This is a genomic window from Bacillus sp. DHT2 (assembly GCF_026241455.1).
GTDB lineage: Bacteria > Bacillota > Bacilli > Bacillales > Bacillaceae_G > Bacillus_A > Bacillus_A pseudomycoides.
Window position 1 is genome coordinate 14,461 of the sequence record NZ_JAPHWH010000019.1, and the last position, 14,414, is coordinate 28,874.

Genomic DNA, 14,414 nt, shown 5'->3' on the forward strand with positions numbered 1-14,414 from the left:
GCATGATTGATGCAAAGCAATTGAACAGCTTAGCGTTAGCCTATATGGGTGATGCGGTATATGAACAATATATCCGCTATCACCTCCTTCAAAAAGGAACAGTTCGTCCCAATCAACTACATCGTTTAGGGACAAGCTTTGTTTCAGCAAAGGCGCAGGCGAAAGTTGTTTATCATTTTTTAGAGACAGCATTTCTAACAGAGGAAGAAGAAGCGGTACTAAGAAGAGGACGTAATGCGAATTCTGGTACTGTTCCAAAAAATACGGATGTACAAACGTATCGCCATAGTACGGCCTTCGAGGCATTGCTCGGCTATCATTATTTATTGAACAATCGTGAACGATTAGAAGAGCTTGTATATAAAGCAATTGATGTATTAGAGGTAAAAGAAGGAGGCGCATCAACATGAGTAGTGAATACATTATCGGCCGTAACCCTGTAATTGAAGCGTTACGATCAGGGCGAGATATTAATAAGATTTGGATTGCAGAAGGTGCTGCCAAGGGACAAGTGCAAATTGTATTAGCGTTAGCGAAAGAGAATAAAATTATTTTACAGCATGCACCAAAGAAAAAATTAGATCAGCTTGTTGAAGGAAATCATCAAGGGGTGATTGCGCAAGTTGCGGCATATCAGTATGCGGAATTAGAAGATTTATTTGAGGTAGCTGCTAAGCGTAACGAAGATCCGTTCTTCTTAATTCTTGATGAAATTGAAGACCCACATAACCTAGGATCTATTATGCGTACAGCAGATGCAACGGGAGCGCATGGGATTATTATTCCAAAGCGCCGAGCAGTTGGGTTAACGGCATCGGTTGCAAAGGCTTCAACAGGGGCAATTGAATACATTCCAGTTGCTCGTGTGACAAATTTATCACGAACAATTGATGAGTTAAAGGAACGTGGTCTTTGGATTGCGGGCACAGATGCAAAAGGGAAAACAGATTATCGCAACTTAGATGGCAATATGCCGATTGGGTTAGTAATTGGTAGTGAAGGGAAAGGTATGAGCCGTATTATTGGTGAAAAGTGTGATTTCCTTATTCATTTACCGATGGTTGGTAAAGTTACATCCTTAAATGCTTCAGTAGCTGCTAGTCTGCTAATGTACGAGGTATATCGCAAACGTCACCAAATTGGTGAGTAAAAATGGACGATATTTTAATCGTTGACGGTTATAACGTTATTGGGGCTTGGAGAGACTTGAAAAAATTGAGGGATGTAGACTTACAGGCATCAAGGGACGCGCTAATTGATAAGATGGCGGATTATCAGGGGTATACAGGAACAAGAGTAATGATTGTATTTGATGCTTATACAGTTCAAGGTATTGAGAAGAAGATGAAGCAATCGCGTGTTGAAGTTATTTTCACAAGGAGAAATCAAACTGCTGATGAAAAAATTGAACAGCTCGCGATTGAGCTTCGTAACATTAATACACAAATTTATGTTGCAACTTCCGATTATACAGAACAGTGGGTTATTTTTGCGCAAGGAGCACTTAGGAAATCAGCCCGTGAACTAGAGATAGAAGTACAGGCGGTGGAACAACAAGTGCGCCATCAAACGCGAGAGGTAAAAGATAAACAACCAGCTATGCGAACGATATTTAGCAAGGATATTACAGAAAAGTTAGAAAAATTAAGGCGAGGAGAGCGTTGAACCATTGACGCTCTTCAAGCGCTTACTGTATAATATTTCTAAATAAATAGCGGTCGGAGGGATCAGAGTGGAAACAGGCTTCGTAAGTACCAACAACGTTACGTTTCGCGATTTAGAGGATGAGGCAATAGTTGAGTTAGTTCGAAAAGGTAATATTGATGCTCTTGAATATTTAATTCACAAGTACAAGAACTTTGTTCGCGCAAAATCAAGATCGTATTTTTTAGTAGGTGCCGATCGGGAAGATATTGTTCAAGAAGGTATGATTGGATTGTTTAAAGCTATTCGTGATTATAAAGAGGACAAGCTCTCTTCTTTTAAAGCATTTGCTGAATTATGTATTACTCGTCAAATTATTACTGCTATTAAGACAGCAACGAGACAAAAACATATTCCTTTAAATTCATATGTTTCTTTAGACAAACCGATTTACGATGAGGAATCTGATCGTACGCTATTAGATGTTATTTCAGAAGCGAAGGTAACTGATCCTGAAGAGATGATTATTAGCCAGGAAGAATATACCGACATAGAACTAAAAATATCTGAATTATTAAGCGATTTAGAAAGAAAAGTCCTTTCTTTATACTTAGATGGTCGCTCTTATCAAGAAATCTCAGAACAGCTAAATAGACACGTAAAGTCTATTGATAACGCCCTGCAGCGTGTGAAAAGAAAACTTGAACGATATATGGAAATGAGAGAAAATACAACTTTAAACTCATAGTATATGTCGCAGGAGGTAAAGTGATTCTCCTGTTTTCTTTTTGTAAGGTAGTAAGCGGCATGTCATTGACATTGTCTTTTATTGTATGATACATTTTTAGGGACATAATGTTACAAGGTTGGTGTAACAAATGAGGAAAAAAGTTGTACTCTCATGTGAAGAGTGTAAGAATCGAAACTACTCCACAATGAAAGATACGAGCTCAGTAGAGCGACTTGAGATAAAGAAGTTTTGTAAAACATGCAATATGCATACAGTTCATAAGGAAACAAAATAAATAATCGAAACAATACACTGGAGGTCCCGTAAATGCGTTTGACGAACTTTTTCGGCGATGTAGGTCGCGAAATGAAAAAAGTAAGTTGGCCTAAGAAAGATGAATTACTCCGTTCAACAGCTACTGTTATTGCGACAGTTGTGTTTTTTGCAGTTTTCTTTGCAGTAGTTGACATGGGTATTTCTTCTTTAATTCGGTTAATTCTTGGTTAGTTCTTGAATAAGAAGCACTTATCCATGATATAATGTTATTTATACGAACTGTGTAAAAGCCCGATGAACGGGTTTTTTCATTTGCACAAAAAAATGTACGTCAGGGAGGGAAGGACGCTCGTCCTAAATGAATGGAAAAAAGTTGGTATGTTGTCCATACTTATTCTGGATATGAAAATAAAGTAAAAGCAAACCTAGAGAAACGTGTAGAATCAATGGGAATGCAAGATAAAATTTTCCGTGTTGTTGTTCCGGAAGAAGTAGAAGTAGAAATGAAAAACGGAAAAGAAAAGTTAACAAAAAGAAAAGTATTCCCAGGTTATGTATTAGTTGAACTAATTATGACTGATGATTCTTGGTATGTTGTTCGTAATACACCAGGCGTAACAGGTTTTGTTGGATCTTCTGGGTCAGGTTCAAAGCCATCTCCTTTATTAGAAGAGGAAGTTGTTACCATTATGAAGCATATGGGAATGGACAATGAAGTGGTTGATTTTGACTTTGAACTTCATGAAACAGTGCGTGTAAATGAAGGGCCATTCGCGAACTATACAGGCGCAATCGAAGAGATTGATATGGAAAAACAAAAAGTAAGAGTGCTTGTAGACATGTTTGGTCGTGAAACACCGGTCGAGCTGGATTTCCATCAAATTGAAAAATTATAAAATGAAACTTGAAATGAATTGTAAAAAGTGATAATATCTTTTAAGTCAGTACGTCTTCGGTAACGGAGACGTTTTTTGAAAAGATTTTATCGTACAGATAAAATAAAAGTGGGAGGGCAAATCACTGCCCAATTGACCACATCACGGACTTAAGGAGGTGTGTCTCGTGGCTAAAAAGGTAATTAAAATGGTAAAACTTCAAATTCCTGCAGGTAAAGCTAACCCAGCTCCACCAGTTGGTCCAGCATTAGGACAAGCGGGTGTTAATATCATGGGCTTCTGTAAAGAGTTCAACGCTCGTACAGCAGATCAAGCTGGTCTTATCATTCCTGTTGAAATTACGGTATTCGAAGACCGTTCATTCACTTTCATTACTAAAACTCCTCCTGCTGCTGTTCTTCTTAAGAAAGTAGCTGGTATCGAGTCTGGTTCTGGTGAACCAAACCGTAATAAAGTGGCAACTGTTAAGCGTGATAAAGTTCGCGAAATCGCTGAAACTAAAATGCCTGACCTAAACGCTGCTAGTGTAGAAGCTGCAATGCGTATGGTTGAAGGTACTGCACGCAGTATGGGCATCGTAATCGAAGACTAATTCGATTTGTTTTTTTGTAAAAAAGGTTGCGGGTCTGGAATTCCAATTCGCAACCTTTATTATCGTAAATGAGTATCGTTTTTAAATAAATGGATGGGCGCACATCCTCGGGGGTTCCCGGAATGAAGGCGTAAACGTGGGAGGTTATTCCGCTAAAACCACATTCAAGGAGGAAATAAACATGGCTAAAAGAGGTAAAAAGTACGTAGAAGCTGCGAAGCTTGTTGATCGTGCAACTGCTTACTCTGCAACAGAAGCAGTAGAATTAGTAAAGAAAACAAACACAGCTAAATTTGATGCAACTGTAGAAGCTGCATTTCGTTTAGGTGTTGACCCTAAGAAAGCTGACCAACAAATTCGTGGTGCAGTTGTTCTTCCACACGGTACTGGTAAAGTTCAACGTGTATTAGTATTCGCTAAAGGCGAAAAAGCAAAAGAAGCTGAAGCTGCTGGCGCTGACTTCGTAGGTGATACTGATTACATCGGCAAAATCCAACAAGGTTGGTTCGATTTCGATGTAGTAGTAGCAACTCCTGACATGATGGGTGAAGTTGGTAAACTTGGTCGTGTACTAGGACCTAAAGGTTTAATGCCGAACCCTAAAACTGGAACAGTTACTTTCGATGTAACAAAAGCTGTTAACGAAATCAAAGCTGGTAAAGTTGAATACCGCGTTGATAAAGCTGGTAACATCCATGTTCCAATCGGTAAAGTATCTTTCGAAGATGCTAAACTAGTAGAAAACTTCAAAACAATTGCTGACACGCTGTTAAAAGCTAAACCAGCTGCTGCAAAAGGTACTTACATGAAGAACGCAACTGTTGCTTCTACAATGGGACCTGGCGTACGTGTAGACGTTTCTACAATCGCGTAAAAATTGGAAGTTGACTTCATAAAGAAGTTTTAATATAATCATTTATGTTGTGAATTTAAATAGTGTACCGTAGACAGTGGGTGCCAACTTGGCTTAATTTCCCACCTAGGTGTTAATATACGAAACGGAATTTTTTCTGTGACTATATGCCTCCATGTCTACAATTGGGCATGGGGGTTTTTTAGTGCACTGTCGGTACATCTTCTATATAATCTACAGGAGGTGTAATAACATGAGCAAAGCAATCGAAACTAAACAACAAGTTGTAACTGAAATCGCTGAAAAACTTCGCGAAAGTAAATCTACAATCGTTGTTGACTACCGTGGTTTAACAGTTGCTGAAGCAACAGAATTACGTAAAAACTTACGTGAAGCTGGCGTTGAGTTCAAAGTTTACAAAAACTCTTTAACTCGTCGTGCTGCAGAATCTGTTGAAATGGCTGAGTTAAACGAATTCTTAACAGGACCAAACGCAATCGCGTTCAGTAACGAGGATGTAGTTGCTCCTGCGAAAGTATTAAACGACTTCGCTAAAGATCATGAAGCTTTAGAAATTAAAGCGGGCGTAATCGAAGGTAAACTTGTAACACTTGATGAGGTTAAAGCTATCGCTACTCTTCCATCTCGTGAAGGCTTACTTTCTATGCTTCTTAGCGTTCTTCAAGCTCCAATCCGTAACCTTGCACTTGCTACTAAAGCAGTTGCAGATCAAAAGGAAGAGCAAGGCGCTTAATTTTTTAAAAGATAATTACGTGTTATCGATAAAACAATACAAACCTATCTAAGGGAGGATATTTACAATGACTAAAGAACAAATCATTGAAGCAGTTAAATCTATGACTGTATTAGAACTTAACGACTTAGTAAAAGCTATCGAGGAAGAATTCGGCGTAACTGCTGCTGCTCCTGTAGCTGTTGTTGGTGGCGCTGGTGAAGCTGCTGCTGAGAAAACTGAATTTGACGTAGTACTTGAAAGTGCTGGCGCGCAAAAAATCAAAGTTATCAAAGTTGTTCGTGAAATCACTGGTCTTGGCTTAAAAGAAGCTAAAGAATTAGTTGACAACACACCAAAAGCAATCAAAGAAGGCGCTTCTAAAGAAGAAGCTGAAGAAATGAAAGCTAAACTTGAAGAAGTTGGCGCTGCTGTAGAAGTTAAGTAATTAACTTTTGAAGCTTAAAAAAAGCTCGCTCTTATGCGGGCTTTTTTTTTAACTGTAAAGAAAAGAGGTGGCCATATGGCAGACCATTATTTTTCTAATGATCCTTCGAGCAAAAGTGATCGTAAACGATGGGAATATACATTGCGAGGATCTCAATTTGCTTTTTTATCTGACCATGGGGTGTTTTCGAAAAACGAGGTGGACTTTGGTTCTCGTCTTTTAATTGAAGCGTTTCAAATGCCGGATATTAAAGGTGACGTATTAGACGTGGGATGTGGATACGGTCCAATCGGTTTGTCGTTAGCGAAAGAGTTTCAAGAGCGTAGTGTTCACATGGTGGATGTGAACGAAAGGGCACTTGGACTTGCAAAAGAAAATGCTGCTAATAACAAAGTTGAAAACGTTCGTATTTTTCAAAGTAGTGTCTATGAAAATGTAGATGGCAAGTATGCTGCTATTCTATCTAATCCTCCAATTCGTGCTGGTAAGCATATCGTGCATGAGATTTTAGAAAAAGCTGCCATTCATCTAGTGTCGGGTGGAGAGCTTTGGATTGTTATTCAAAAGAAACAAGGTGCACCATCTGCGCTTAAAAAACTAGAGGAAACATTTTCTGAAGTTGAAGTTGTAGAAAAGAAAAAAGGATATTATATCATAAAATCAAAAAAACGTTGACGGTTATTTTTGGCTATGTTAACATTATACAATGCCAATATATGATTTTCTGCGTTGAGAACGATGTATATTTTTGCTTCTCTTGGAAAAGATAGTAAAATCAGCAGATGATGAAACAGAATGATGGTTTTCTTATAGAAGCCATTTTTCTTTTTTGAGCAGGTAGAAAGACTCAACGTATCTATCTTTGAGAGAAAAAAGCTGCGCTACTGGCGTTAGCTATATTTATTTGTGATTTTGCACAATTTTTTTGTGCATTTATAATACTCATGATTTGAGGGGTGAAGCAGTTGACAGGTCAACTAGTTCAATACGGACGCCACCGCCAACGAAGAAGTTATGCCCGTATTAGTGAAGTATTAGAGTTACCAAATCTTATCGAAATTCAAACCTCTTCTTATCAGTGGTTTCTTGATGAGGGTTTGCGAGAAATGTTCCAAGACATTTCTCCGATTGAAGACTTTACGGGAAATCTATCGCTTGAATTTATCGACTACAGCTTAGGTGAACCTAAATACTCTGTAGAAGAATGTAAAGAGCGTGATGTGACGTATGCAGCACCACTTCGTGTGAAAGTTCGTCTAATCAATAAGGAAACTGGTGAAGTAAAAGAACAGGATGTGTTCATGGGAGATTTCCCACTCATGACAGAGACAGGAACATTCGTAATTAACGGTGCAGAACGTGTTATCGTTTCCCAGTTAGTTCGCTCTCCAAGCGTATACTATAGTGGCAAAGTGGATAAAAACGGAAAACGTGGTTTTACTGCTACTGTAATTCCAAACCGCGGAGCTTGGTTAGAGTATGAAACAGATGCTAAGGATGTTGTATATGTGCGTATCGACCGTACGCGTAAACTTCCTGTAACTGTTTTGTTACGCGCATTAGGGTTTGGCTCTGATCAAGAAATCACCGAGCTTTTAGGTGATAACGAATACTTAAGCAATACGCTAGAAAAAGACAACACAGATAGCACAGAAAAAGCATTGCTTGAAATTTATGAGCGTCTACGCCCAGGTGAACCACCAACAGTAGAAAATGCGAAAAGCTTGCTTGTTTCTCGCTTCTTTGATCCGAAGCGCTACGATTTAGCAAATGTAGGTCGTTACAAGATCAACAAAAAGTTACACATTAAAAACAGATTGTTTAACCAACGCTTAGCTGAAACATTAGTAGATCCAGAAACTGGAGAAATTTTAGCAGCAGAAGGAACAATCTTAGACCGTCGTACACTAGATCGCATTTTACCTTACTTGGAGAAAAACATTGGATTCAAGACAGCGAAACCAATGGGTGGAGTGGTAGAAGGCGATGTTGAGCTGCAATCGATTAAGATTTATGCTCCAGAGTCAGACGGTGAACGTTCTATCAATGTAATTGGGAATGCAAATATCACTCGTGACGTAAAACACATCACACCAGGTGATATCCTTGCTTCTATTAGCTACTTCTTTAACTTACTATACAAAGTAGGGGATACAGATGATATTGACCATTTAGGAAACCGTCGTCTTCGTTCTGTAGGGGAGTTATTACAAAACCAATTCCGTATCGGTCTTTCTCGTATGGAACGTGTTGTTCGTGAGAGAATGTCGATCCAAGATACAAATGCAATTACACCGCAAGCGTTAATTAACATTCGTCCGGTTATTGCATCTATTAAAGAGTTCTTCGGAAGTTCTCAGTTATCTCAGTTCATGGACCAAACAAACCCATTAGCAGAGTTAACACACAAACGAAGACTATCTGCATTAGGACCTGGTGGTTTAACACGTGAGCGTGCAGGCTTTGAAGTACGTGACGTTCACTACTCTCACTATGGTCGTATGTGTCCAATCGAAACGCCAGAGGGACCAAACATCGGTTTGATCAACTCATTATCTTCATTCGCGAAAGTAAATGAGTTTGGTTTCATTGAAACACCATACCGTCGTGTTGATCCAGAAACTGGACGTGTAACGGGCCATGTTGATTACTTAACAGCAGATGAAGAAGATAACTATGTTGTAGCCCAAGCGAACATGAAATTATCTGAAGAAGGAGAATTCCTTGATGAAGATATCGTAGCTCGTTTCCGTGGTGAAAACATTGTCACAAATAAAGAACGTATCGATTACATGGATGTATCTCCAAAACAAGTAGTGTCCGCAGCGACAGCTTGTATTCCGTTCTTAGAAAACGATGACTCCAACCGTGCACTTATGGGTGCGAACATGCAACGTCAGGCGGTTCCGTTAATGAATCCGGAATCTCCGATTGTAGGTACAGGTATGGAGTACGTATCAGCAAAAGACTCAGGAGCTGCAGTAATCTGTAAACATCCTGGTACTGTTGAGCGCGTAGAAGCACGTGAAGTTTGGGTACGTCGCTATGTAGAAGTTGACGGTCAAAAAGTAAAAGGCGATTTAGATCGCTACAAAATGTTGAAATTCATTCGTTCTAACCAAGGAACTTGTTACAATCAACGTCCAATTGTAAGTGTTGGAGATCAAGTTGTAAAAGGTGAAATCCTTGCGGATGGTCCTTCTATGGAAAAAGGTGAACTAGCACTTGGACGTAACGTGCTTGTTGGCTTTATGACATGGGATGGTTATAACTACGAGGATGCAATCATCATGAGTGAGCGCCTTGTAAAAGATGATGTGTACACTTCTATCCATATTGAAGAATATGAATCAGAAGCTCGTGATACGAAGCTTGGACCAGAAGAAATTACACGTGATATCCCGAATGTCGGGGAAGATGCACTTCGTAATCTTGACGAGCGCGGTATTATTCGCGTCGGTGCTGAAGTAAAAGATGGAGATCTACTTGTTGGTAAAGTAACGCCAAAAGGTGTAACAGAATTAACAGCAGAAGAACGTCTATTACATGCAATCTTCGGTGAAAAAGCGCGTGAAGTACGTGATACATCACTACGTGTACCACATGGTGGTGGCGGTATTATCTTAGACGTAAAAGTATTCAACCGTGAAGATGGCGATGAATTGCCACCAGGTGTGAACCAACTTGTACGTGCATATATCGTTCAAAAACGTAAAATTTCTGAAGGTGACAAGATGGCCGGTCGTCATGGTAACAAAGGTGTTATCTCTCGTATTTTACCAGAAGAAGATATGCCTTATTTACCAGATGGCACGCCAATTGATATCATGTTGAACCCATTAGGGGTACCATCTCGTATGAATATCGGTCAGGTATTAGAGCTTCATCTTGGTATGGCAGCAAGATACCTTGGCATCCATATTGCAACGCCAGTATTCGATGGTGCTCGTGAGGAAGACGTATGGGGTACAATCGAAGAAGCTGGTATGGCAAATGATGCGAAAACAATCCTTTATGATGGACGTACTGGTGAACCATTCGACAATCGCGTATCTGTTGGTGTCATGTACATGATCAAACTTGCGCACATGGTTGACGATAAACTTCATGCTCGTTCTACTGGACCATACTCACTTGTAACGCAGCAACCTCTTGGAGGTAAAGCTCAGTTCGGTGGACAGCGTTTCGGTGAGATGGAGGTTTGGGCACTTGAAGCTTACGGTGCTGCTTATACTCTTCAAGAAATCTTAACAGTGAAGTCTGATGATGTTGTTGGACGTGTTAAGACGTATGAAGCAATTGTTAAAGGTGAAAATGTTCCAGAACCAGGCGTTCCAGAATCATTCAAAGTATTGATTAAAGAACTGCAAAGTTTAGGTATGGACGTTAAAATGATGTCTAGTGACGATACAGAAATTGAGATGCGTGATACGGAAGATGATGATCATCAATCAGCAGACAAATTGAATATCGAAGTTGAGACAACTAAGGAATAATTGGGATAACCTGTAGACTAAAAGGGAGGTAGGCCCCTTGATAGATGTAAATAACTTTGAATATATGAAGATTGGACTTGCTTCACCTGACAAGATTCGTTCTTGGTCATACGGTGAAGTTAAGAAACCAGAAACGATTAACTATCGTACGTTAAAGCCTGAAAAAGATGGCTTGTTCTGTGAGCGTATTTTCGGACCACAAAAGGACTGGGAATGTCATTGCGGAAAATATAAACGTGTACGTTATAAAGGTGTAGTTTGTGATCGATGTGGCGTTGAAGTAACGCGTGCAAAAGTTCGTCGTGAACGTATGGGCCATATCGAATTAGCTGCTCCTGTATCTCATATTTGGTATTTCAAAGGTATCCCGAGCCGCATGGGACTTGTCTTAGACATGTCCCCTCGCGCGCTTGAAGAAGTAATTTATTTCGCTTCTTATGTTGTAACAGAAAGTGGAGATACACCACTTGATAAGAAGCAATTACTTTCTGAAAAAGAATACCGTGCATATCGTGATCGATATGGCAGCACATTCCAAGCTGCTATGGGTGCAGAAGCAATTAAGAAGCTATTACAAGACATCGATTTAGATAAAGAAGTAGACTTCTTAAAAGAAGAATTAAAAACAGCACAAGGACAACGCCGTACTCGTGCTATTAAACGTCTAGAAGTATTAGAAGCATTCCGTAACTCTGGAAATGAGCCATCTTGGATGATCTTAGATGTTCTTCCAGTTATCCCGCCAGAACTACGCCCAATGGTACAGTTAGATGGTGGACGTTTTGCAACTTCTGACTTAAATGATTTATATCGTCGTGTAATTAACCGTAATAATCGTTTAAAACGTCTATTGGACTTAGGTGCACCAAGCATCATCGTTCAAAACGAAAAACGTATGTTACAAGAAGCTGTAGACGCATTAATCGATAATGGTCGTCGTGGCCGTCCAGTTACTGGACCAGGTAACCGCCCATTAAAATCACTATCTCACATGCTTAAAGGTAAACAAGGACGTTTCCGTCAAAACTTATTAGGTAAACGTGTTGACTACTCTGGCCGTTCTGTAATCGTTGTAGGACCGAACTTAAAGATGTATCAATGTGGATTACCGAAAGAGATGGCGCTTGAACTGTTCAAACCTTTCGTTATGAAAGATTTAGTGGAAAAAGGATTAGCACACAACATTAAGAGTGCGAAGCGTAAAATCGAGCGTGTACAACCTGAAGTTTGGGATGTTTTAGAATCTGTGATTAAAGAACACCCTGTACTTCTAAACCGTGCTCCAACGCTTCACCGTCTTGGTATCCAGGCGTTCGAACCTACATTAGTAGAAGGACGCGCAATCCGTCTTCATCCACTTGTATGTACTGCATACAACGCGGACTTTGATGGTGACCAAATGGCGGTTCACGTTCCGTTATCATCAGAAGCTCAAGCGGAAGCTCGTCTTCTTATGTTAGCGGCACAAAACATCTTGAACCCGAAAGATGGAAAACCAGTTGTTACTCCATCTCAGGATATGGTATTAGGTAACTACTACTTAACACTTGAGCGCGAGGGTGCAATTGGTGAAGGTATGGTGTTCAAAGATGCAAATGAAGCATTGCTTGCATATCAAAATGGATATGTACATCTGCACACACGTGTTGCAGTTGCTGCAAGTTCAGTAAACAACGAAACATTTACTGAAGAGCAAAAGAGCAAACTTCTATTAACAACAGTTGGTAAATTAATGTTTAACGAAATCTTACCGAAGTCGTTCCCTTATATTAACGAACCGACAAATTCAAACCTTGAAAAAGAAACACCAGCGAAGTATTTCGTTGAAAAAGGTGCGAACATTAAAGAGATTATCGCTAGTCGTGAAGAAGTGGCGCCATTTAGCAAGAAAATCCTTGGAAATATCATTGCGGAAGTATTTAAACGTTTCCAAATTACGGAAACATCTCGTATGCTTGATCGCATGAAAAACTTAGGATTTAAATATTCTACAAAAGCTGGTATTACAGTTGGGGTAGCGGATATTCTTGTATTAGGTGAAAAAGATGAAATTCTCCACGAAGCACAAGCAAAAGTGGATAATGTAATTAAACAATTCCGTCGCGGTTTAATCACGGAAGAAGAACGTTACGATCGTGTCATCTCTATTTGGAGTAATGCGAAAGATGTTATCCAAGGAAAACTGATGAAATCCTTGAATAAGCGCAATCCAATCTTCATGATGAGTGATTCTGGTGCCCGTGGTAACGCATCGAACTTTACTCAGCTTGCTGGTATGCGTGGTTTGATGGCAAACCCATCTGGTCGTATCATTGAACTTCCAATCAAATCAAGTTTCCGTGAAGGTTTAACAGTACTTGAGTACTTCATCTCTACGCATGGTGCGCGTAAAGGTCTTGCCGATACAGCACTTAAAACTGCCGATTCTGGTTACTTAACACGTCGTCTTGTAGACGTTGCACAAGATGTAATTGTCCGTGAAGATGATTGTGGAACAGATCGTGGTTTACTAATTGGTGCGATTAAAGAGGGTAATGAAGTTATTGAGTCATTATATGACCGTCTTGTTGGACGTTTTGCAAGAAAAACTGTAAAACATCCTGAAACAGGTGAAGTATTAGTTGGTGAAAACCAATTAATTACTGAAGATATCGCTCATATCGTTGAAAATTCGGGTGTTGAAACTGTAAACATTCGTTCAGCGTTTACATGTAATACTCGCCATGGTGTATGTAAGAAGTGTTACGGTCGTAACTTAGCAACTGGTACAGACGTAGAAGTAGGAGAGGCGGTAGGTATTATCGCAGCTCAATCTATCGGTGAGCCAGGTACACAGTTAACGATGCGTACGTTCCATACAGGTGGGGTTGCCGGGGATGATATCACACAAGGTTTACCTCGTATCCAAGAGATCTTCGAAGCTCGTAATCCGAAAGGTCAGGCAGTTATCAGTGAAATCGACGGTGTTATCGCAGCGATCAACGATGTTAAAGATCGTCAAGAAGTAGTTGTACAGGGTGAAGTTGAAGCTCGTACGTATGCTATTCCTTACGGTGCTCGTCTGAAAGTAACTCCAGGACAGCCTATCAGTCACGGAAAAGAGTTAACAGAAGGTTCTATTGATCCGAAAGAATTATTAAAAGTAACTGATATTACAGCAGTTCAAGAATACTTACTACGTGAAGTTCAAAAAGTATACCGTATGCAAGGGGTAGAAATTGGTGATAAGCACGTAGAAGTAATGGTTCGCCAAATGCTTCGTAAAGTTCGCGTAAGCGATGCTGGTGAAACAGATGTATTACCAGGAACGTTACTAGACATCCATCAGTTCACTGATGCGAATGCGAAGGTGTTACTATTAGGTAAACAACCAGCAACGGCTAGACCGGTTCTTCTTGGTATTACAAAAGCTTCACTAGAAACAGATTCATTCTTATCTGCAGCATCGTTCCAAGAAACAACTCGTGTTCTAACAGATGCAGCAATTAAAGGGAAACGTGATGAACTTCTAGGATTGAAAGAGAATGTTATTATCGGTAAACTTGTTCCTGCTGGAACAGGTATGAATCGTTATCGCAAAGTGGATCTTGTGAAAACAACACAAGATGACATGAATGTAGAAAACGATGAAGTTTATGTGGAACAGTAAAATTTTCCGTCGTAAATTTTGTATAAAAACAGATAATCCTAGTTGACATTATATGAGTCAAAATGTTACTATAAGCAAGGTTGCTCCTGAACGATGC

General features: G+C 39.7%; 14 protein-coding genes and 1 other annotated feature. All 14 genes read left to right on the forward strand.

The genetic code is table 11. The features are described 5' to 3' along the window. The first annotated feature begins 2 nt into the window (after positions 1–2). The 14 genes from ORL93_RS27550 to rpoC all read left to right on the forward strand — a co-directional run bounded on the left by ORL93_RS27550 (position 3) and on the right by rpoC (position 14,317). Positions 3–410 carry a Mini-ribonuclease 3 gene (locus ORL93_RS27550; RefSeq protein ID WP_003205491.1) on the forward strand — a complete coding sequence of 136 codons (408 nt, stop codon included), beginning with the start codon at positions 3–5 and terminating at the stop codon, positions 408–410. Further along, positions 407–1,150 (forward strand): 23S rRNA (guanosine(2251)-2'-O)-methyltransferase RlmB, encoded by a 744-nt coding sequence (gene rlmB, locus ORL93_RS27555; RefSeq protein ID WP_003194319.1) that lies wholly within the window; start codon positions 407–409, stop codon positions 1,148–1,150. Before ORL93_RS27550 ends, rlmB begins: the two co-directional genes overlap by 4 nt. Positions 1,151–1,152: 2 nt before the next feature. Then, entirely contained in the window at positions 1,153–1,665 is a 513-nt protein-coding gene (locus ORL93_RS27560; protein ID WP_006093115.1) for an NYN domain-containing protein, read from the forward strand. 67 nt (positions 1,666–1,732) lie between these two features. Continuing rightward, entirely contained in the window at positions 1,733–2,392 is a 660-nt protein-coding gene (locus tag ORL93_RS27565; RefSeq protein ID WP_003194323.1) for an RNA polymerase factor sigma-70, read from the forward strand. Between the two features lie 130 nt (positions 2,393–2,522). Next, positions 2,523–2,669, forward strand: a complete 147-nt coding sequence (gene rpmG, locus ORL93_RS27570) for a 50S ribosomal protein L33 (protein WP_002055487.1) — start codon at positions 2,523–2,525, stop codon at positions 2,667–2,669. A 32-nt stretch (positions 2,670–2,701) separates the two neighbouring features. Then, positions 2,702–2,881, forward strand: coding sequence for a preprotein translocase subunit SecE (gene secE / locus ORL93_RS27575; RefSeq protein WP_003194325.1), 180 nt, complete (start codon positions 2,702–2,704; stop codon positions 2,879–2,881). A 131-nt stretch (positions 2,882–3,012) separates the two neighbouring features. Then, positions 3,013–3,546, forward strand: a complete 534-nt coding sequence (gene nusG / locus ORL93_RS27580) for a transcription termination/antitermination protein NusG (RefSeq protein WP_000415795.1) — start codon at positions 3,013–3,015, stop codon at positions 3,544–3,546. 166 nt (positions 3,547–3,712) lie between these two features. Beyond that, on the forward strand, positions 3,713–4,138 hold the full coding sequence (gene rplK / locus ORL93_RS27585; RefSeq protein WP_001085872.1) for a 50S ribosomal protein L11: 426 nt from the start codon (positions 3,713–3,715) through the stop codon (positions 4,136–4,138). A 181-nt stretch (positions 4,139–4,319) separates the two neighbouring features. Next, complete coding sequence (gene rplA / locus ORL93_RS27590; protein WP_003205496.1) at positions 4,320–5,012, forward strand: 50S ribosomal protein L1; 693 nt, start codon at positions 4,320–4,322, stop codon at positions 5,010–5,012. Positions 5,013–5,061: 49 nt separating this feature from the next. Continuing rightward, positions 5,062–5,204 (forward strand) — a sequence feature (ribosomal protein L10 leader region). Positions 5,205–5,244: 40 nt separating this feature from the next. Further along, positions 5,245–5,745 (forward strand): 50S ribosomal protein L10, encoded by a 501-nt coding sequence (gene rplJ, locus ORL93_RS27595; protein WP_006093114.1) that lies wholly within the window; start codon positions 5,245–5,247, stop codon positions 5,743–5,745. A gap of 67 nt (positions 5,746–5,812) precedes the next feature. After that, a complete protein-coding gene (rplL, locus tag ORL93_RS27600) occupies positions 5,813–6,172 on the forward strand; it encodes a 50S ribosomal protein L7/L12 (protein WP_006093113.1) in 360 nt (119 codons plus the stop codon). Positions 6,173–6,247: 75 nt separating this feature from the next. After that, on the forward strand, positions 6,248–6,847 hold the full coding sequence (locus tag ORL93_RS27605; protein WP_018767349.1) for a class I SAM-dependent methyltransferase: 600 nt from the start codon (positions 6,248–6,250) through the stop codon (positions 6,845–6,847). Positions 6,848–7,137: 290 nt separating this feature from the next. Then, the gene (rpoB, locus tag ORL93_RS27610; RefSeq protein WP_018767348.1) at positions 7,138–10,668 is read left to right on the forward strand and encodes a DNA-directed RNA polymerase subunit beta; all 3,531 of its coding nucleotides are present in this window, start codon (positions 7,138–7,140) and stop codon (positions 10,666–10,668) included. Positions 10,669–10,705: 37 nt separating this feature from the next. After that, entirely contained in the window at positions 10,706–14,317 is a 3,612-nt protein-coding gene (gene rpoC, locus ORL93_RS27615; RefSeq protein WP_003194339.1) for a DNA-directed RNA polymerase subunit beta', read from the forward strand. The last annotated feature ends 97 nt before the right edge of the window (positions 14,318–14,414 follow it).

What these genes read in the sequence shown, in the direction of transcription:
- ORL93_RS27550 (WP_003205491.1), top strand. Translation starts at nt 3, where the DNA reads ATGATTGATGCAAAGCAATTGAACAGCTTAGCGTTAGCCTATATGGGT.
- rlmB (WP_003194319.1), top strand. Translation starts at nt 407, where the DNA reads ATGAGTAGTGAATACATTATCGGCCGTAACCCTGTAATTGAAGCGTTA.
- ORL93_RS27560 (WP_006093115.1), top strand. Translation starts at nt 1,153, where the DNA reads ATGGACGATATTTTAATCGTTGACGGTTATAACGTTATTGGGGCTTGG.
- rpmG (WP_002055487.1), top strand. Translation starts at nt 2,523, where the DNA reads ATGAGGAAAAAAGTTGTACTCTCATGTGAAGAGTGTAAGAATCGAAAC.
- secE (WP_003194325.1), top strand. Translation starts at nt 2,702, where the DNA reads ATGCGTTTGACGAACTTTTTCGGCGATGTAGGTCGCGAAATGAAAAAA.
- nusG (WP_000415795.1), top strand. Translation starts at nt 3,013, where the DNA reads ATGGAAAAAAGTTGGTATGTTGTCCATACTTATTCTGGATATGAAAAT.
- rplA (WP_003205496.1), top strand. Translation starts at nt 4,320, where the DNA reads ATGGCTAAAAGAGGTAAAAAGTACGTAGAAGCTGCGAAGCTTGTTGAT.
- rplJ (WP_006093114.1), top strand. Translation starts at nt 5,245, where the DNA reads ATGAGCAAAGCAATCGAAACTAAACAACAAGTTGTAACTGAAATCGCT.
- rplL (WP_006093113.1), top strand. Translation starts at nt 5,813, where the DNA reads ATGACTAAAGAACAAATCATTGAAGCAGTTAAATCTATGACTGTATTA.
- ORL93_RS27605 (WP_018767349.1), top strand. Translation starts at nt 6,248, where the DNA reads ATGGCAGACCATTATTTTTCTAATGATCCTTCGAGCAAAAGTGATCGT.